This window comes from Acidimicrobiales bacterium, from assembly GCA_041394265.1.
GTDB lineage: Bacteria > Actinomycetota > Acidimicrobiia > Acidimicrobiales > SZUA-35 > JBBQUN01.
Window position 1 is genome coordinate 2029954 of sequence record JAWKIO010000005.1, and the last position, 17374, is coordinate 2047327.

The window sequence follows — 17374 nt, forward strand, 5'->3', positions numbered from 1 at the left end:
AACGGAAAGGCAACCATGACCATCACCACCCCCACCCCGACGACCGATCGCCTCGGTCCAGCTCGCGCCGGCGCCGTCGGTGCCCTCACGGCGGCGGCCACCTTCGTGTTCGGCATCGCCCTGTTCGTCACCAGTCTCAGTGACTACGTCGATGCCACACCCGCCGAGTCCGTCGAGTTCCTGGTCGGCCATCAGTCGACGTTGTTCGCCTGGTATCTCGTCATCTTCCTGGTCTTCGGCGTCGCGATCATTCCGCTCGCTCGAGCGCTGCATCGACGTCTCGCCGACATCAACCCACAGCTCGCCGACCTCGGCGCCATCTTCGCCTACATCTGGGCTGGCCTGATGTTCGCCACCGGCATGATCTCCAACATCGGCATCACCGCCGTCGCCGACCTCGACGCAACCGACCCCGGCGCGGCCGAAGCACTCTGGTCGAGCATCGACGCCGTCACCGACGGGCTGGGCGGCGGAAACGAACTCGTCGGAGGGATGTGGATCCTTCTGGTCAGCCTCGCAGCATGGGGCAGCGGACGACTCCCGACCGGACTCAACGTGCTCGGCATCATCAGCGCCGCCTCCGGGCTCATCACGCTCGTCCCGGGCCTGTCCGACGTCGGGATGATCTTCGGTCTCGGATCCATCGCCTGGTTCGCCTGGACCGGCATCGTCCTTCTCCGCAGCCCCGAGGTCACCGCTCCCGCTGCAGACGTCGCCCGCTGAGCCTCCGCAGCTGATTGAAGGGAACGAAACGATGACCACCCCAACCAAAACCTCGAGGAACATCGATCAAGCGACGGACGAACGGGAGGAAGCGGCCCGACGCTACGTCCAGCAGTTGCGTGTGTTCTATGTCCACACCGCCGTCTTCGCTGGCAGCATGGCGGTCAACCTCGCCGTCAATCTCCTCGTGAACCTCTCCGCCGGCACCGCAAGCGAATGGTCGGCATGGTGGTCGCTATGGGCGCTCATCGGATGGGGCGCCGGGATCGCGGTCCACGGGCTCGTCGTCCGGTTGCATCGACCGTCGCCTGCCTCATCAACGTGGGAGCAACGACAAATCGACCGGCTACTCGGGTGAACTCGCTACGGAACACCGAGGCTGCTCGACCGGCCGAGATTGCATCTACGCATTCCGACGCTTCAAGGCACGCGCCCAGCGCTTGCGTCGAGTGGTCTGTCTGGGCGACGGTAGAGCGGTCAGGGTCAGCGGTGAGGCGTGGGTGCAGCGGGGCCAAGGGAGGTCGCCGGGCCTCGCAGCCGAACCGAAGTGAACAAGGAGCCAAAACCATGGAGGCAGTCGTCGTAGGCGGACCGGAGACACCGCTCGTCATTGGCGACGTGCCCGATCCCGAGATCGGCGAAACGGACGTCCTGATCGAAGTGAAGGCCGCCGGGCTCAACCGCGCCGACCTGATGCAGCGCGCCGGTTCGTATCCACCGCCACGGGGAGTCACCGAGATCCTCGGGCTCGAGGTGGCGGGGGTTGTTGCCGCAGTCGGCCCACAGGTAGACGAGTGGGCACCGGGCGATCGTGTGTGCGCCCTGCTCGGCGGTGGCGGCTACGCCGAGCAGGGCGTGGCCGACGCGGGCTCGGTGTTCCCGATGCCCGACCACATGGACTTCCCCGATGCTGCGTGCCTGCCGGAGGCGATGATGACGGTCTGGGCCAACGTGTTCATGCGCAGTGCGTTCTCGCCTGGCGAATCGGTGCTGATCCACGGCGGAACCAGCGGCATCGGTGTGATGGCGATCCAGATGGCCCGTGTTGCGGGTGCGGGCACGATCTTCGCCACCGCGGGATCCGACGACAAGACGACGGTGTGCCTCGAACTCGGTGCCACCCACGCCATCAACTACCGCACCAGAGACTTCGTCGAGATCGTCAAGACCAACGGTGGAGCCGATGTGATCCTCGACATGGTCGGCGGCGACTATGTCCAGCGCAACATCGAGGTCGCCAACCTCAACGGACGTATCTGCAACATCGCCTATCAGAACGGCTTCGAGGCGATGGTCAACTTCGGCTCCGTGTTGATGAAACGTCTCGTCCTGACCGCAACCACACTCCGAGCCCGCACCGCCGCCGAGAAGCGAGCCATCCGCGACGCAGTGCGAGACAAGTTCTGGGACGACGTCGCCAACGGCACGATACGCCCGGTGCTCGACACGACCTTCCCGATGGATCAAGCCGAGCAGGCGCACGAACGCCTGGCCGCCGGCGGCCACATCGGCAAGATCGTCCTCACTCGCTAGCGGGCTGCAATTCCGGGCGGCTCCGATCAGCGAGATGCAGGTGCGCTCCACCCGCGTGCGGGACGCAACGCCCTCCACTGCTCGAGCTGAACCTCACGTCTCCGACGCCATCGACGGCCGTATCGTCGGTTCGGTGGGTGAGAGGTCGACCGGGGCAAGGGTGCAGCGGTGACAGTCAGCCGGTTTCGCGTCGAGGGCATGGACTGCTCGGCCGAGGAGCAGCTCGTTCGGATGCGCCTGGATCAGCTCGACAACATCGAGCATGTCGGTGTCGACCTCCAACGCCGTGAGGTGACCGTCGAACACACCAGCGAGACAGCCGCTGTGACGGCAGCCCTGGCATCGCTCGACCTCGGTGTCCGGCATCTCGGTGACGGCGGGCCTTCGAGCCGTCGAACCGATCCAGCCCGTGAGCGTGCGGGTCTGGGCGTTGCGTTCGGGATCAACGCTGCCTTCTTCGTCGCCGAGCTGGCCTTCGGGCTCGTCAGCCGCTCAATGGGATTGATCGCCGACGGCCTCGACATGGGCGCCGACGCCTCGGTCTACGCGCTCAGTCTCGCCGCTGTTGGCACGAGCACCGCCCGCAAGAATCGCCTGGCCCGCGCCAGCGGCTACCTCCAGCTCGCTCTCGCCTTCGTCGGCCTGATCGAGGTGGTGCGTCGCTTCGTCGTCGACCGCGAACCGCCCGACACGACCGCCATGATCGTGCTCTCGGCGCTGGCGCTCGTCGGCAACATCGCCACCATCGTCGTGCTCCAGCGGATCAAGAGCGACGACGCTCATCTCCAGGCCAGCTGGATCTTCACCGCCAACGACATCAAGGTCAACGCCCTCGTCATTGTCGCGGCCATCGCCGTGGCGATTGCCAGCTCCGACGTCCCTGACCTCGCCGCCGGCGCGATCATCTTCGCCATCGTGGCCAACGGCGCTCGGCGCATCATCGGCCTCACTCGCTGACCGCCTACCGACCGACGTCGGAGACGCGGACCATCGTCAGTGGGCGGACGCTCCAGCCGACACACGCACCGGGATCCCCGTCATATGAGCCTGGCTCGACAGCGGCTCGAAGGCGCCCGGCCCACTCGGCAACAGGGCGTTCGGATTCGTGCCCGGGTAGGTGCTGGCGACGCTGAGCGAGGGGCTCGCTGAGTGGCCCCATCCGTGCACCATCGACACTACGCCCGACATCAACGAGTCATCGATCTCGATCGTCGCCGTGACCGATCCGTGGTCACTGGTGACGATGACCTCGTCGCCATCGGCGAGCGCCAACCGCGCAGCATCGGCCGGGTCGATCCCGAGTGGATTGTTGGTGCGGCCCGAACGGTGCATCCGGTCGAGGTTCGACATCCACGTGTTGTGCATCCACACATCGCGCTTGTGGATCAGGTGCAGCGTGCCATCGCTCGCCGCTGTCTCGGCAGCCGAGAAGAAGTCCTCGCACCGGTCGATCGCCTCGGCGAAGGCCGGCGGGCAGCAGTCGACGCGACCGTCCTCGGTCTGGACCTGCTGGTCGTAGAACGATCCCGGGGCCGGCCGATCGAGCACGACCACCTCACTCGTCGCCCGCAGCGTCTCGAGTTCGACGTCGGCACCTTTGCGCAGCAGATGGGCCCATTTGCCCCACGGGTCCGGTGTCTCGGTGTCGAGCAGGGACTCCCCGCCCAGCTCCTGGATCAGCCGGTGGGCGATCCACCACTCAGGTCGGCGTTCCGCCCGGGGCTCGACCACGGCCGGGGTGAACTGAGCGAAGGGTTGGTAGCTGGTCCCGATGTTGACGATGTTGAGGTCTTCTCGCTCGTACATGTCGGTACCGGGGAGTCGAACGTGGGCGAGCTCGGACGTTGCGCTCGGGTAGATGTCGACCACGACCAGCAGCTCCAGCTGCTCGAAGGCCTTGGCCAACCGCTCCTGCCCCGCGATCGACAGCAGCGGATTGCCGGCCCACACGAACATCGCTCGCACGGGTTCGTCGGCGTCGAGGATGGCGTCGGCCATCAACGTGCCGGGAAGATTGCCGGCGCGGAGCCGACCGAATTCGGTCTCGACGTAGCGCTGCTCGGTCACCCCTCGGCCGGACACCGCGTTGGGGAAGAAGCCATCACTCTTGAGGTTGCCGCCGTCGACGTCGAGCCGGCCGGTCACGAACGAGAGCATGTGGACCAGCCAGTAGGCGAGCGTGCCCTGACGACCCATGTTGATCCCCGTCGAGGCGTGCACCGAGGCCCGTGGGGTCGACACCCACGCCCGCGCCAGTTCGCGCACCGTCGCAGCCGCGACCCCGGTCACGGCTTCGGTGCGCTCGGCCGGATAGCGACTGATGAAGTCGCGCAGCTCGGCGACGTGGGAGCCGTGTCGTTCGATGACCTGTCGATCGAACCCGTCGAGGCTGTCGATCTCGTGCAGTAACGACGCCAGGAACCAGACATCGGTGTCAGGCCGGAGCTGGACTGTGTCGCCGATACCCCCTTCGGGTGTCTCGATCCGACGAGGATTGACGAAGACGAAACGGGCGCCGCTCGACGCCGCTCGTTTCATCTTCCCGAGCACATTGGGCACCGAGTAGAACGACGCCTGTGAGGCCCGTGGGTTCTCGCCGATCACGAGGCAGAGGTCGGTCCGGTCCAGGTCGGGGATCGGATGGACGAGGCTCGAGCCGAAGACGGCCTCACTGGCCACGAACTTGTTGGCACAGTCCTGGGTGCCGGAGCTGAACGTCCGCCGGATGCCGGCCGCGGCCAGAAACTGGCCGATGTGCTGTTGCCCGAGAGCGTTGAATGCTGTCGGATTGCCGATGTAGGCCGCGACGCTCGAAGCTCCGTGTCGGCCACGGATGTCATCGAGCCGACCGACGATGGTGGCCATCGCTTCGTCCCACGACACGTCGTGCCATGTCCCATCGGCGGAGCGAACGCCGGGTTGGTCGAGACGATCGGGGTCGTTGTGCAGGTCGACCATGGCCAAGCCCTTGTGGCAGGCGAAGCCTTCCGATACCGGATGGTCGCGATCCGGCGTGAGTTTGGTCAGCTTCCCATCCTCGATGCGAGCCACGAGCCCGCACGACGGCTCGCAGACTCGGCAGAAGGTACGAACATCGCGGGAGTCGCTCATGGCCGGAAGCTAGCAAGCCCCCCGGCGTCGAGCCCATCGGCGGAGGGGGCGAAGGAGCGATCGCCTGATCGGGGTTCGACGGGCGGTGGGGTCTACGGTTCCGCAACCACGTCCGGCGGTCGAGCTTGCCGACCGCCGACCTCACGAGAAGGGAGTGTCATGACCGCCGATACGTCGTCCTCGACTGCCATCGAACTCCGGATCGACCCACGTTCTCGACCCGTGGGTACCGGACAGGTCCAGCGGTTGTTGCCATTCCGCCAGCGGCGGATGGTGGGGCCGTTCATCTTCGTCGACCTGATCGGCCCGGAGACACTGACGCCCGGTGCCGGTATCGACATCGACGCTCATCCGCACATCGGGCTCTCGACCCTGACGTATCTGTTCCAAGGGAGGATGGTCCATCGGGACTCGACCGGCGCCGTGCAGACGATCGAGCCTGGCGCCGTGAACTGGATGACGGCAGGCGCCGGCGTCACCCATACCGAGCGTTCTCTCGAAGCGGACCGGACCACCACGCGTCCTCTCCACGGGATGCAGATCTGGGTGGCGCTGCCGACCGAGCTGGAGGATGGTGCAGCATCGTTCGAACATCTCGCTGCGAGCGACCTTTCCGCCGAACAGCGTGGGGCGTCCACGGTTCGGGTCGCCGTTGGCTCTGCCTGGGGTGTCGACTCTCCGATCGCCGGTTCCTCCCCCATGGTCCTGGCCGACCTCGAACTCGTCGACGGATCGCCGATCCCGGTCGACCGCAGCCTACGCGAGGTGGCTGTGGTGGTCATCGAAGGCGAGGCGACGGTCAACGACGAGGCCCTGGTCGCCGGCCAACTCGCCGTTCTTCGCCCGGACGTCGCCTCCGAGCTGGCCGGGCAGGCCCGGGTCATGCTCCTGGGCGGCGATCCGGTCGGTCCGCGCCACATCTGGTGGAACTTCGTGAGTAGTGATCCAGACCGGATCGAGGCGGCGAAGACCGACTGGGCAGCGCAGCGATTCCCGCTGGTGCCGGGTGACCATCAGTCCTTCGTGCCTCTTCCGAGCTGAGCGTCGCTCTCATCGAGCGTGCGCCCGTCGAGCTCGAGTCCGGGAAGGGTCCCGGTCGAGCGCCAGTCCTCGAGCAGCTGGTTGAACTTCGCCGGGCCGGCCGGGTAGGCGCCGGCGAATCCGCTCCCGCCCTTCGGCTGACCCTCGTTGTTGTAGTAGCCGGGCGTGCATTCGGCGAGGAACCCACCGCCCCCGATGTAAAAGCCACGCAGGAGCTCGAGCCAGCCCTCGACCCCGTCCTCGGACGGCTCGACCGTTCGTGCGTCGCGCGAAGTGGTCTCGTCGATGATGTAGGAGATGTGGCGGGCCTGCTCGTCGAACATCGAAGTCATGTTCAGGTCGAAGGCGTTCTGGGACACCCCGATGTAGAACCAGTTGGGGAAGCCTCGTGTCGTGAACCCGTGCAGGGTCTTGAGGCCGTCGCTCCAGTGATCGAACAGCGACAGGCCGTCGCGCCCGTTCACCTCGATGCCCAGCCGACGGCGGAACTCCGACGAGATCTCGAAGCCGGTGGCGTACACGATCAGATCGACCTCGTACTCCTCACCGCCGGCGACCACGCCCCTTTCGGTGATCCGCTCCACCCCCTTGGCGTCGCTCACGTCGACGAGGGTGACATTGTCGCGGTTGAAGCACGGCAGGTACTCGTCGTTGAACGTCGGGCGCTTGCACATCACCCGGTACCAGGGCTTGAGCGCCTCGGCGGTGGCGGGGTCGTCCACCACCTCGTCGACGCGGCGGCGGAGCTCCTCCATCTTTGCCATGTCGCTCAGCTCGACGACGAGGTTGCGTTCCTCCCGGGTCTTCGGTTGGTTGGCACCCTTCGGTGAGCTGATGGCCCGGAAGATGTCGGTCCAACCGTCGTCGATCAGGTCGTCATCGACCGGGCGGCCGGCGGCCTGCTGGGTGAAGTTCTCGCGTCGGCGGCGCTGCCAGCCGGGCTCGAGTGAGGCAAACCAGTCGGGGTCGGTCGGGCGGTTCCGCCGCCAGTCCACCGTGGATGGGGTGCGTTGGAAGACATACAGATGGCCGGCGTCCCTCGCCAGGCGTGGCACGCACTGGATCGCCGTCGCACCAGTGCCGATCACGGCGACCCGCTTGTCGGCCAGATTGGTCATGGGCGCGTCGGTGTCGCCTCCGGTGTAGGCGTAGTCCCAGCGGCTGGTGTGGAACGAGTGGCCCTCGAACGACTCGATACCCGGGATGCCAGGCAGCTTCGCCCGAGTGGTGGTGCCCATGGCCATGATGACGAAGCGAGCCTTGACGTCATCGCCACGATCGGTCGACACGTGCCACCGCCCAAGCCCGTCGTCCCAGTCGATCGATCGGACGCGCGTCTGGAAGATCGCCCGCTCGTACAGGCCGTAGTGCTGACCGATTCGCTGCGAGTGCCCGAAGATCTCCTTGACGTAGGCGTACTTCTCCTTCGGCACATAGCCCAGCTCCTCCAGGAGCGGGAGGTAGCAGTAGGCGTCGGTGTCGCACTGGGCGCCGGGGTAGCGGTTCCAGTACCACGTGCCCCCGAAGTCGCTTCCCGCTTCGACGATTCGGAAATTCGTCAGACCTCGCTCGCTGAGACGGGCCGCCGCGAGGAGACCGCTGAAGCCGCCGCCGATGATGGCGATGTCGGTCTCATCGGTGATGGGTTCGCGATCGAAGGTCGGGTCGGCGTAGGGGTCACCCTCGGCGAAGTGTGCGTACTCGCCCGCCATCTCGAGGTACTGATCGGCACCATTCGTCCGCAGACGCTTGTCGCGCTCGCGCCGGTACCGCTCGCGCACGGCGTCGGGGTCGAAGTCGAAGTCGGTCACCGATCGAGTCATACATCGGACGCTAGAAGCTCTGGCCGGCACGGTCGAAACCGTCGCTCGGAGTGCGATGCAACACTCGAACGCACGACTCGATACCGGGATGATGTAGCAGGTCGTCCAATCGGGGAGGATCGACGAGACCAGGGGGTAACAACATGCAGATCGGACAGGGTTCGCTCAGCGGACTGGCTCGGCTCCGGAACTTCGAGCGGCATCGCCTGTCGTCGTGGGATCGGACCGGCGGCAACATGGACAACGTGCGAATCGCGCCGGGCGAACGGGTCGTGCTCGGCGAGATCGACGGCGCCGGATGCGTCAAACACATCTGGATGACGATGATGAGCATGCCGGCGGAGCCGCACGAACTGTGCGGCACGGTCCTGCGGTGCTACTGGGACGGCGAATCGTCGCCAAGCGTCGAGGTGCCGCTCGGTGACTTCTTCGGCGTGGGCTTCGGGCTGCGCCGCAACTTCGCCTCGCTGCCGCTGCAGATGAGCCCCGAGAATGGCAAGGGCATGAGCTGCTGGTTCCCCATGCCCTTTGCCGACGGTGCCCGATTCGAGATCGAGAACCAAGGCGAGCATCACCGTTTCCTCTACTACTACATCGACTACGAGGCCTACCCGGAGCTCGACGAGGACCTGGCCAGGTTCCACGCCTGGTGGAACCGACGGAACCCGAGCGCCGGTACGGCGAGGACGAAGGGTTACGGCCGCACCGACTACTACCGCGACGATCGGCCCGTGGGTGCCGGCCTCGGGCTGGACCTGAAGGACCTTTCGAAGGGGCCGTGGCGAGAGCCGAACCTCGACGGGGCCGACAACTACGTGATCCTGCACGTCGAGGGTGAGGGCCAGTACGTGGGATGCAACCTGAACGTCGATGTCTTCGAGCGCCAGGTCAACGACTGGTACGGCGAGGGCGACGACATGATCTTCATCGACGGCGAACCGTGGCCGCCGCGTCTCCATGGCACCGGCACCGAGGATTACTTCGACACGGCCTTCTGCCCGGCCCAGGAGTTCTCGGCGCCGTACCACGGGATCACCGTGTACAGCGGCGATCCGTCGTGGCCATGGGGCGGCAAGAACTCGATGTATCGCTTCCATGTCGAGGATCCGATCCGCTTCCGAACCGAGGTCAGGGTGACCATCGAAACCGGCCACGACAATGCGCTGGCCAACGACTACTCGAGCACCGCCTACTGGTACCAGCGCAGTCGGAGCCAGCCGCTCACACCATTGCCGCCGCTCGCCGACCGGCTGCCACGACCTGATGTGGACATCCACGGCCGAGGCTGATCTCCAACAGTGCCAGGCGCTGCTGGGGCGTCACGACCTCAGGCGCGGTTGCTCCAATTGGGGTCGCGTCCCACGAACGCCATGAGGCGACGGACCGGGTCGGGGCCGGGATCGCCGGGAAACCTCGGTCCGTAGTGGCCGGAGTTGCGGAGCATGTCCTCCATCTGCTCCATGCCGGTCACCATCTCCTCGCAGACGGCCGGATCGAGGCCGTCATCGACCCCGGCCGACCGGGCGAGGTCCCACGTGTGCATGAACACGTCGCCGAGGTAGACCTGCGCCACGATCTCGGCGATCGACTTGGTGCCGAGGAACTCGTGTGTGATCGTCTCGCCTCCCCGATCGGCGAGCAGGGATCGCAAGGCAGCATCTTGTGTCCGCCATGATCCGACCGGGTCGTCGAGCGTGCCCATCGGAATCTCCACTCCGCACGAGCCGAGCAGGCCGGGGAGCCACGTGGTGAGGTGGTCAACGATGTCACGGGCACGCCACTCGGGAACCGGGGTGGGGGCGTCCCAGTCGTTCACCGAGTCGACGACGGCGCCAAACCGGTCGGCGATGGCCGGGTAATCGGAAGCGTCCATGATCTTCAGTCCTCTCCGACGGCGATCAGCGCGTCGAGTTTGGTGACGGCGTCGATGACGGCCTCGGGGTAGCGGATCACGACGGCTCCTCGCTGAGTTGTTCGAGGACGGCATCGAGACGTCGATAGCGGTCCTCGGCTCGCTGGCGGTACCGCTCGATCCAGGCCGTCATGAGGTCGAAGACCTCGGCCTCGAGATGCACCGGACTCCGGTGTGCCCCTGTGGTGCGGCTGACGAGCCCGGCCGATTCGAGCACCTTGAGGTGTTTCGACACGGCCTGGACGCTGATGTCGTAGGGCGCCGCGAGCGCCGACACCGTTTCGTCACCGTCTGCCAATCGAGCGACCGAGTCTCGGCGGACCGGATCGGAGAGGGCGGCGAAGACCCGGTCGAGCGTTGCGGCTGCGGTCACGATGCGAACGGTAGACAGGTGATGCAGTCATGTCACCCAGTTGGTTGACATTGGCTCTCGTCCTGGAGTCCTGCGGCGGTGTCGGTTGCGTGCCTGCCGGGCCGCCTCGGAAGATCGAGCGTGCTCTCGTCGCCTGAGAACCGAGGGCGTCGAACCTGACCGATGATTTCGCGTCGTCGGTCTCGTCTACACATCAGACACCCACCGATTCGGAGGCTTCACGATGTCCGTTCACCCCTACCTCGTCTTCACGAACACCACCCGGGAGGCGATGACCCGCTATCACGAGATCCTCGGTGGCGATCTCCAGATCATGGGATTCGATGAGTTGCCCCCAGGCGAGGAGATGCCGCCGTTCGAGATCCCCGCCGGCACCGTGATGCACGCCGCGCTGATGTTCGGCGACGGCGACCTGATCATGGCGTCCGATGATCCCACGGGCGATGGCGGGGCCATGAAGGGATTCGCCGTCAACCTGACGCTGACCGATCACGACGAGGCCCGGCGGATCTTCGAGGCGTTGGCCGACGGCGGAGAGATCCAGATGCCGCTCGGCGAGACGTTCTGGTCGCCGCTGTTCGGGTCGTGCCAGGACCGCTTCGGTGTGTCCTGGATGGTCAACATCGAAGGTGAGCAGCCCTGATGCCACCTGGTCGTCGGCGTATGAGGCAGTTGGTCGACTTCGAGTTGGTCGGCGAGCTGTGCCGGGCCGTGCTGGCCGCTCGTCGCCTCGGTTGCCACCTCGTGATCGTCGACCCCGACCCGGCGGTCGCGGAACTGCTTGACCTCGCCGGCGTTGGCGACCTCGTCGAGCGGCGCCGCTGCGTTCGGGCCGACGCTTGCGGTCACGGAGTCCGGAGATACCTACGATGACGGCCATGCCGAACCCTGCGGTGGTGCCTGACGCGGCCGAGTTCGAGGCGCACCGCCGCGCCCTGACCGGCTACTGCTACCGGATGCTCGGCTCGGGGTTCGAAGCGGAGGACGCCGTCCAGGAGACCATGGTCCGGGCGTGGCAAGCCGCCGATCGGTTCGAAGGGCGGGCCAGCGTGAAGAGCTGGCTGTTCCGGATCGCCCACAACGTCTGCATCGACATGAGCCGCAGCTCACAACGGCGGGCGCTCTCGGTCGATCTCGGTCCTGCGTCTCCACCCGACCCGGCGCTGCTCGCCGATGTGCGCCCGGCGGAGACGTGGTTGTCACCGATCCCCGACGCCTCGGTTCTCGACCCGGGTGGCGATCCGGCCGAGGTCGCTGCGCTCCGAGACTCGGTCCGACTGGCCTTCGTGTCGGCGCTGCAACTCCTCCCCGCCCGCCAGCGGGCGGCGCTCGTGTTGTGTGAGGTGTTGCACTGGTCGGCGGCCGAGGTCGCCGAGTTGCTCGAGACCTCGTCGGCGTCGGTGAACAGCGCCCTGCAACGAGCCCGAGCCAGTCTTGCGGTGCGCGACCAGCACCCGAACGGCGCCGATCTCGATCCCGAACTGCTCAGCCGATTCGTCGGTGCCTTCGAGCGCTACGACATGGACGCGCTGGGCGAGCTGTTCCACAACGATGTACTCCAAACGATGCCGCCCTACGCCATGTGGCTCCAGGGTCGAGATGACCTGCTCGCCTGGTTCGTCGGACCGGGCGCGGCGTGCGAGGGCTCGAAGCTGCTCGCCACCCGAGCGAATGGTCGCCAGGCCTTCGCCCAGTACAAGCCGGTCCCCTCGGGTGGCTACGCACCGTGGGCGCTCGTCGTCGTCGAGTCCAGCAACCACCTGATCGGTGAGCTGCACTTCTTCCTCGATACCGACGAGACGTTTCCTCGGTTCGGGTTCCCCGCCCACATCGACTCGTAGGTCGGGGTCGTCGAGTGAGTGAACACGGCACTCCGCGCTCGGATATATATCCTTGCGCATATATACGGGCAAGTGTATGTTGATCGCATGTCCTCCGACCTCCCGGTGCTCGATGTGATCGCCGAACCGACCCGGCGTCGGATCCTCGACGCTGTGCGCGACGGCGAACGATCGGTGTCGGAACTCGTCGAGGTCGTTGGCATGCACCAACCGGGTGTGTCCCGACACCTCAAGGTGTTGCGAGACGCCGGTCTGGTCGAGGTGCGACGTGATGCGCAGCGTCGGCTCTATCGCCTGCGAGTCGAGCCACTCCGAGCGCTCGACGAATGGTTGGAGCCGTATCGAGCCGAGATGGCCGGCCGACTCGACGCGCTCGAACGGCATCTCGAACGAACCGCGCAACCGATCTCAACGAAGGGGAAAGCTCTGTGACCGACGATCTCACGACCCGCTACGACGGTGTGCTCGAACGCACCGCCGACGGGGGCGTCATCCGCTTCGAGCGGCATCTCGCCTACGACGTGGCCGACGTCTGGGATGCCATCACGGCACCCGAGCGGCTGGCCGATTGGTGGCTCCCCTTCGACGCCGACATCACGGTCGACCTCCGGGTGGGTGGCGAGATCGTCTTCACCGGACGGCCCGATGGTGACCCGGTCATGGTCTGCACGATCCTGCGTCTCGAACCAACCACCTTGTTGGAGCACACCCATCCCGCACCCGGCTCGGTCATGCGCTGGGAACTCGAGGCCCACGACACCGGCTGCATCCTGCGCCTCAGTCACACGGTGCCCGACGTGACCGAAGCGATCGACAACTGCTACCTCGTCGGACTGCAGACGTCGCTCGCTCGACTCGAGCCGTGCCTTGCCGGCCAACCCCAACCTTGGGATTGGGATGCCTTCGCCGTCGCTCAGGCCCACTACGCCGGACTCGGTCTTGCCGCAGAGGTGACTCCGTCATGAGCGAGTCGCGGAAACAACTGCTGCGGGTACAAAACTTCATGCTCTCGGCCGACGGGTTCGGCTCCGGCGAGGGCAAGAGTTTCGAGCGGCCCTTCGGCCATGCCGACCCGGCGAAGCTCGCCGCATGGGCCGGCGCAACGGCCAGCTGGCCGAACCGAGCCGATCCGGGCGGCACGCGAGGACTCGATGACTACTTCACACGCGACTTCACCCACAACATCGGGGCCGAGATCATGGGCCGGGGCAAGTTCGGCCCCCAGACCGGTCCATGGGACGACCACGAGTGGTTGGGCTGGTGGGGCGACACGCCGCCGTTCCGCACTTCCGTCTTCGTATTGACTCATCACGTGCGACCCACGTTCTCGCTCGCCGACACCACGTTCCACTTCATCGATGCGTCGCCCGCCGACGCCCTGCAGGTCGCCAAGGCAGCAGCCGACGGCAAAGACGTTCGTCTCGGCGGCGGCGTGGCGATCGTGCGCGAGTTCCTCGACGCCGACCTCATCGACACGATGCACGTCGCCGTCGTCGATGACATGGAACTCGGGCGGGGAAGCAAGCTCTGGGACTCACCCGACGAGCTGCTCGACCGCTTCCATCTCGAGCGGATCCCGAGCCCGAGCGGCGTCACCCACCACATCTTCTGGCACCGCTGAGGCCTAGCAGGCGAGGCGGTCAGTACGTCTCGAACCTCGCGCCGAGCTTGGTCATGTCGTCGGGGTCTGAGGTGAGGATGAACGTGCCGAGGCTCTCGGCCGTCACGGTCAGGTGGGCATCGACGACATCTGAGGTGCCGGTGGAGGCGAGCCGCCGACCGACGCTGACGGAGTCGTCGAGCGAGTGGACGTCGAAATGACGGGTGGCTCGGGCCAGGTTGGCCTGCCGCGCTGGGTGTCGCCACACCTGGGCCAGGACGGGGTGAGTGGTGTGGAGGTCATCGCCACGTTCGGCCGCCCGTTTGATCAGCGCCCACAGTCGGGAGTTGATCTTCTCGCCGTCGATGATCAGTGGGCCGGCATCGATGATCACCGGCTGACGCCCTGGCGGTCGAGCACGTCGTCGGCCCAGTCGAGGTGGGCCTGGTCGATGGGGCCTTCCTCCGCCTCCCAGGACTCGATCAGGTCGAGAAGTGCTCGGCTGCGTCGGCGGCGTTTCACCTCCGCCTGCAGCGCTCGCTTGATGGCGAGCGTCTTCGTGCCGTCGACCTGGACGAGTTCGGCGAGGGCAGACTCCATCTCGTCATCGAAGTTCACGGTCGTCTTCGAAGCCATACCTGTATGGTAGGTGGTATGGGCAGATATGGCAATGGTCGTCGCGCTGCGTGACGCTCGGGTCAGGATTCGACCGGACTTCTAAGATGCGCGTATGACGCTCACCGCCGGCTTGACCAACACCGCCTCCTACACCGTCACCGATGACATGTCGCCTCCGCATCTTCCGATGAAGGTGCTGTCGACGCCGCACATGATCCAACTCATCGAAGGCACCTGCCTGATGCTGGCGCAGAACCATCTCGCCGACGATCAGACCACGGTCGGTACTCACGTGTGCGTATCCCATGCCGCTGCCGCCCATTCCGGCGAAGAGGTCAAGGTCGATTGTGAACTCATCGAGGTCGATCGGCGACGGCTGGAGTTCCGAACGTCGGTCACCAAGGGCGACACCGTGGTCTCGGAGGGCACCCACCAACGGTTCATCGTCGGTCGCTGACCACCGCGCCTCGACGGGCCAATGGTGCCCGGGCCGATCGTTTTCGGATCAGGCGCCCGGGGCGGGAAAGGAGAGGCGAATCGTTCGGTCAGATGTCGGTTCGACGCTGATGTCGACGAAGTCTCGAATGCGGACGCACGCTTCAATTGTCCATGGGGCGCTGCCGACGGCGGCGACTTGCGCTCCGGCGGCGTCAGCCGCCTGCGCTCCGGACGCCGAGTCCTCGAAGACGAGGCATCGACTCGGATGTACGCCGAGTGCGTTGGCGGCGGCGAGGAACGGCTCGGGGTGTGGCTTGCCGCGGGTGACGGACTCGGCGGTGACGGTCACGTCCGGGACCGTGACACCGGCGGCCGCCCATCTGGCGCTGGCGAGGCGCCTGCTGCCAGACGTGACGATCGTCCACGAACCGCGGGGGAGTGAGGCGGTGATCTCGACGGCTCCCGGCAGCGCGCCTGTCCGCGATGCCAGGTCGAGCTCGAGCTGTTCGAGTCGATCGACTGCGGCGGTGAGTCGCTCCGGCTGGAGATGGTTGCGCAACGTGTCGATCGCTCGAACGCCCGCAAGTTCGCCAAGGAGGAGGTCGATCTCGAGGTCGAATTCCTGCGCGAGCTGTCGCCATGCGGCCTCGACGGCAGCGTGCGAGTCGACCAGCACACCGTCGCTGTCGAAGAGGATTGCATCAACGTCGATGATCATCCCAACAACCTAGAGCTGGGGCCGATCCTCGGGTGGCGGCGACCAGCCTCGACGAGGACGTTTGGCCTCACATCATTGTGGGAACGGCGGGTTCCTCGCCCGCTACTCGAGGAGTTCGTATGTCCGACACGACCGCCATCCCGCCCACCACGACCGATGCCGGTATCCCGGTGTCGAGCGACGAGTACTCCCTCACCGTTGGTCCGATGGGCCCGATCGTCTTCCATGACCACTACCTGATGGAGCAGATGGCGGCCTTCAACCGTGAGATGATCCCCGACCGCCAGCCCCACGCCAAGGGGAGCGGCGCCTTCGGTCGTTTCGAGGTCACCGAGGACGTGTCGGCGTACACCAAGGCCGACTTCCTCCAGCCCGGCAAGGTCACGGCCATGGCGGCGCGGTTCTCGACGGTGGCCGGTGAGTCCGGCTCGCCCGACACCTGGCGTGACCCGCGGGGCTTCGCGTTGAAGTTCTACACCGACGAGGGCAACTACGACATGGTCGGCAACAACACGCCGGTGTTCTTCGTGCGCGACCCGATGAAGTTCCAGCACTTCATCCACTCCCAGAAGCGCCGTGCCGACAACGGCCTACGCGATCACGACATGCAGTGGGACTTCTGGACGCTGTCGCCCGAGACAGCGCACCAGGTGGCCTGGTTGATGGGCGACCGGGGTGTCCCGAAGACGTGGCGCCACATGAACGGCTACTCGAGCCACACCTACATGTGGGTCAATGCGGACGGCGAGCGGTTCTGGGTCAAGTACCACTTCAAGACCGATCAGGGCATCGAGTACCTGACGCAGGACGAGGCCGATCAGATGGCCGGGGACGACGCCGACTATCACCGTCGTGATCTGTTCAACTCGATCAAGAGCGGCGACCACCCGTCGTGGACGTTGAAGGTCCAGATCATGCCGTTCGACGACGCTGCGACGTATCGGTTCAACCCCTTCGACCTCACCAAGGTCTGGCCACACGACGACTACCCGCTGCACGAGGTCGGCAAGATGACGTTGGACCGCAATCCGACCGACTGGCACACCGAAGTCGACCAGCTCGCGTTCCAGCCCAACAACCTCGTGCCGGGGATCGGACCGAGCCCCGACAAGATGCTGCTGGCCCGCCTGATCTCCTACGCCGACGCGCATCGAGCGCGTCTCGGGGTGAACTACCAGCAGATCCCCGTGAACAAGCCGCAGTGCCCGATGCACAGCTACTCCAAGGGCGGGGCCATGCGCGTCGAGCAGGCGAGCGATCCGGTGTACGCCCCGAACTCCTACGGTGGACCGGCCGCAGCAGCGGAGCGATACCCCGAGGTCGCCACGTGGCAGGCTGACGGCGAGTTCGTTCGGTCTGCCTACACCGCACACGCTGACGACGACGACTTCGTCCAGGCCGGCGTCCTCGTACGGGAGGTGATGGACGACGCTGCTCGCGATCGTCTCGTGAGCAACGTCAGTGGCCACCTGCTCGACGGGGTGAGCGACGACGTGCTCGCCCGGGCCTTCGAGTACTGGCGCAACATCGACAAGGAGGTGGGCGACCGCATCGCCGACGCGGTCGGGAGTGCCGATCGTTAGCCCGCGACGCATGTCTTCGCCTCGGCGGCTCGGCGCCGCCCGGGCGCCGGTGGCGAACCG

The 17374-nt window shown here is 66.1% G+C and carries 21 protein-coding genes; 14 read left to right on the plus strand and 7 right to left on the minus strand.

Annotation, left to right across the window (positions count from 1 at the left end; translation table 11 throughout):
- Nucleotides 1-15 precede the first annotated feature (15 nt).
- The 4 genes from R2733_09935 (at nt 16) to R2733_09950 (ending at nt 3213) form a co-directional block, all read left to right on the plus strand.
- The gene (locus R2733_09935) at nt 16-723 is read left to right on the plus strand and encodes a DUF4386 family protein (GenBank protein MEZ5376817.1); all 708 of its coding nucleotides are present in this window, start codon (nt 16-18) and stop codon (nt 721-723) included.
- Nucleotides 724-754: 31 nt separating this feature from the next.
- Nucleotides 755-1081, plus strand: a complete 327-nt coding sequence (locus R2733_09940; GenBank protein ID MEZ5376818.1) for a 2TM domain-containing protein — start codon at nt 755-757, stop codon at nt 1079-1081.
- Between the two features lie 209 nt (nt 1082-1290).
- Nucleotides 1291-2256, plus strand: coding sequence for an NAD(P)H-quinone oxidoreductase (locus R2733_09945; GenBank protein MEZ5376819.1), 966 nt, complete (start codon nt 1291-1293; stop codon nt 2254-2256).
- A 168-nt stretch (nt 2257-2424) separates the two neighbouring features.
- Complete coding sequence (locus R2733_09950; protein MEZ5376820.1) at nt 2425-3213, plus strand: cation transporter; 789 nt, start codon at nt 2425-2427, stop codon at nt 3211-3213.
- A 36-nt stretch (nt 3214-3249) separates the two neighbouring features.
- On the opposite strand, the gene R2733_09955 is transcribed toward R2733_09950, so the two are convergent.
- A complete protein-coding gene (locus tag R2733_09955; protein ID MEZ5376821.1) occupies nt 3250-5367 on the minus strand; it encodes a molybdopterin-dependent oxidoreductase in 2118 nt (705 codons plus the stop codon).
- Between the two features lie 159 nt (nt 5368-5526).
- Between R2733_09955 and R2733_09960 the strand changes: the two genes are divergently transcribed.
- Nucleotides 5527-6408, plus strand: a complete 882-nt coding sequence (locus tag R2733_09960) for a pirin family protein (GenBank protein MEZ5376822.1) — start codon at nt 5527-5529, stop codon at nt 6406-6408.
- Here R2733_09960 and R2733_09965 read toward each other — a convergent pair.
- On the minus strand, nt 6381-8231 hold the full coding sequence (locus R2733_09965; protein ID MEZ5376823.1) for an NAD(P)/FAD-dependent oxidoreductase: 1851 nt from the start codon (nt 8229-8231) through the stop codon (nt 6381-6383). The genes R2733_09960 and R2733_09965 overlap by 28 nt on opposite strands.
- A 143-nt stretch (nt 8232-8374) precedes the next feature.
- Between R2733_09965 and R2733_09970 the strand changes: the two genes are divergently transcribed.
- Nucleotides 8375-9520, plus strand: a complete 1146-nt coding sequence (locus tag R2733_09970) for a glycoside hydrolase family 172 protein (protein MEZ5376824.1) — start codon at nt 8375-8377, stop codon at nt 9518-9520.
- A gap of 38 nt (nt 9521-9558) precedes the next feature.
- Here the strand turns inward: R2733_09970 and R2733_09975 are convergent, their stop codons facing one another.
- Both R2733_09975 and R2733_09980 read right to left on the minus strand, forming a co-directional pair.
- The gene (locus R2733_09975) at nt 9559-10104 is read right to left on the minus strand and encodes a maleylpyruvate isomerase N-terminal domain-containing protein (protein MEZ5376825.1); all 546 of its coding nucleotides are present in this window, start codon (nt 10102-10104) and stop codon (nt 9559-9561) included.
- Between the two features lie 76 nt (nt 10105-10180).
- Nucleotides 10181-10516: a metalloregulator ArsR/SmtB family transcription factor gene (locus R2733_09980; protein ID MEZ5376826.1), complete on the minus strand. Its 336-nt coding sequence runs from the start codon at nt 10514-10516 to the stop codon at nt 10181-10183.
- Nucleotides 10517-10739: 223 nt separating this feature from the next.
- Here R2733_09980 and R2733_09985 point away from each other — a divergent pair, with 223 nt between their 5' ends.
- The 6 genes from R2733_09985 (at nt 10740) to R2733_10010 (ending at nt 13978) form a co-directional block, all read left to right on the plus strand.
- A complete protein-coding gene (locus tag R2733_09985) occupies nt 10740-11159 on the plus strand; it encodes a VOC family protein (GenBank protein MEZ5376827.1) in 420 nt (139 codons plus the stop codon).
- A gap of 20 nt (nt 11160-11179) precedes the next feature.
- Nucleotides 11180-11389, plus strand: a complete 210-nt coding sequence (locus tag R2733_09990) for a hypothetical protein (GenBank protein ID MEZ5376828.1) — start codon at nt 11180-11182, stop codon at nt 11387-11389.
- A 5-nt stretch (nt 11390-11394) separates the two neighbouring features.
- Nucleotides 11395-12357 (plus strand): sigma-70 family RNA polymerase sigma factor, encoded by a 963-nt coding sequence (locus R2733_09995; GenBank protein ID MEZ5376829.1) that lies wholly within the window; start codon nt 11395-11397, stop codon nt 12355-12357.
- A gap of 87 nt (nt 12358-12444) precedes the next feature.
- Entirely contained in the window at nt 12445-12789 is a 345-nt protein-coding gene (locus R2733_10000; protein ID MEZ5376830.1) for a metalloregulator ArsR/SmtB family transcription factor, read from the plus strand.
- Nucleotides 12786-13322, plus strand: coding sequence for an SRPBCC family protein (locus R2733_10005; GenBank protein MEZ5376831.1), 537 nt, complete (start codon nt 12786-12788; stop codon nt 13320-13322). Before R2733_10000 ends, R2733_10005 begins: the two co-directional genes overlap by 4 nt.
- Entirely contained in the window at nt 13319-13978 is a 660-nt protein-coding gene (locus R2733_10010; protein ID MEZ5376832.1) for a hypothetical protein, read from the plus strand. The genes R2733_10005 and R2733_10010 overlap by 4 nt, the downstream gene beginning before the upstream one ends.
- 19 nt (nt 13979-13997) lie before the next feature.
- On the opposite strand, the gene R2733_10015 is transcribed toward R2733_10010, so the two are convergent.
- A complete protein-coding gene (locus R2733_10015; protein ID MEZ5376833.1) occupies nt 13998-14351 on the minus strand; it encodes a hypothetical protein in 354 nt (117 codons plus the stop codon).
- Nucleotides 14348-14593, minus strand: a complete 246-nt coding sequence (locus R2733_10020; protein MEZ5376834.1) for a hypothetical protein — start codon at nt 14591-14593, stop codon at nt 14348-14350. The genes R2733_10015 and R2733_10020 overlap by 4 nt, the downstream gene beginning before the upstream one ends.
- Before the next feature lie 94 nt (nt 14594-14687).
- Here R2733_10020 and R2733_10025 point away from each other — a divergent pair, with 94 nt between their 5' ends.
- Nucleotides 14688-15032 (plus strand): thioesterase family protein, encoded by a 345-nt coding sequence (locus tag R2733_10025; protein ID MEZ5376835.1) that lies wholly within the window; start codon nt 14688-14690, stop codon nt 15030-15032.
- 48 nt (nt 15033-15080) lie between these two features.
- On the opposite strand, the gene R2733_10030 is transcribed toward R2733_10025, so the two are convergent.
- Nucleotides 15081-15731, minus strand: coding sequence for an HAD-IA family hydrolase (locus tag R2733_10030; GenBank protein ID MEZ5376836.1), 651 nt, complete (start codon nt 15729-15731; stop codon nt 15081-15083).
- A 119-nt stretch (nt 15732-15850) separates the two neighbouring features.
- Between R2733_10030 and R2733_10035 the strand changes: the two genes are divergently transcribed.
- On the plus strand, nt 15851-17314 hold the full coding sequence (locus tag R2733_10035) for a catalase (GenBank protein ID MEZ5376837.1): 1464 nt from the start codon (nt 15851-15853) through the stop codon (nt 17312-17314).
- Nucleotides 17315-17374 lie beyond the last annotated feature (60 nt).

What these genes read in the sequence shown, in the direction of transcription:
- R2733_10030 (MEZ5376836.1), bottom strand. Translation starts at nt 15,731, where the DNA reads ATGATCATCGACGTTGATGCAATCCTCTTCGACAGCGACGGTGTGCTG.
- R2733_09955 (MEZ5376821.1), bottom strand. Translation starts at nt 5,367, where the DNA reads ATGAGCGACTCCCGCGATGTTCGTACCTTCTGCCGAGTCTGCGAGCCG.
- R2733_09990 (MEZ5376828.1), top strand. Translation starts at nt 11,180, where the DNA reads ATGAGGCAGTTGGTCGACTTCGAGTTGGTCGGCGAGCTGTGCCGGGCC.
- R2733_09940 (MEZ5376818.1), top strand. Translation starts at nt 755, where the DNA reads ATGACCACCCCAACCAAAACCTCGAGGAACATCGATCAAGCGACGGAC.
- R2733_09965 (MEZ5376823.1), bottom strand. Translation starts at nt 8,231, where the DNA reads ATGACTCGATCGGTGACCGACTTCGACTTCGACCCCGACGCCGTGCGC.
- R2733_09935 (MEZ5376817.1), top strand. Translation starts at nt 16, where the DNA reads ATGACCATCACCACCCCCACCCCGACGACCGATCGCCTCGGTCCAGCT.
- R2733_10020 (MEZ5376834.1), bottom strand. Translation starts at nt 14,593, where the DNA reads ATGGCTTCGAAGACGACCGTGAACTTCGATGACGAGATGGAGTCTGCC.
- R2733_10035 (MEZ5376837.1), top strand. Translation starts at nt 15,851, where the DNA reads ATGTCCGACACGACCGCCATCCCGCCCACCACGACCGATGCCGGTATC.
- R2733_09985 (MEZ5376827.1), top strand. Translation starts at nt 10,740, where the DNA reads ATGTCCGTTCACCCCTACCTCGTCTTCACGAACACCACCCGGGAGGCG.
- R2733_09995 (MEZ5376829.1), top strand. Translation starts at nt 11,395, where the DNA reads ATGCCGAACCCTGCGGTGGTGCCTGACGCGGCCGAGTTCGAGGCGCAC.
- R2733_10025 (MEZ5376835.1), top strand. Translation starts at nt 14,688, where the DNA reads ATGACGCTCACCGCCGGCTTGACCAACACCGCCTCCTACACCGTCACC.
- R2733_09975 (MEZ5376825.1), bottom strand. Translation starts at nt 10,104, where the DNA reads ATGGACGCTTCCGATTACCCGGCCATCGCCGACCGGTTTGGCGCCGTC.
- R2733_10000 (MEZ5376830.1), top strand. Translation starts at nt 12,445, where the DNA reads ATGTCCTCCGACCTCCCGGTGCTCGATGTGATCGCCGAACCGACCCGG.
- R2733_09945 (MEZ5376819.1), top strand. Translation starts at nt 1,291, where the DNA reads ATGGAGGCAGTCGTCGTAGGCGGACCGGAGACACCGCTCGTCATTGGC.
- R2733_10010 (MEZ5376832.1), top strand. Translation starts at nt 13,319, where the DNA reads ATGAGCGAGTCGCGGAAACAACTGCTGCGGGTACAAAACTTCATGCTC.
- R2733_09970 (MEZ5376824.1), top strand. Translation starts at nt 8,375, where the DNA reads ATGCAGATCGGACAGGGTTCGCTCAGCGGACTGGCTCGGCTCCGGAAC.
- R2733_09960 (MEZ5376822.1), top strand. Translation starts at nt 5,527, where the DNA reads ATGACCGCCGATACGTCGTCCTCGACTGCCATCGAACTCCGGATCGAC.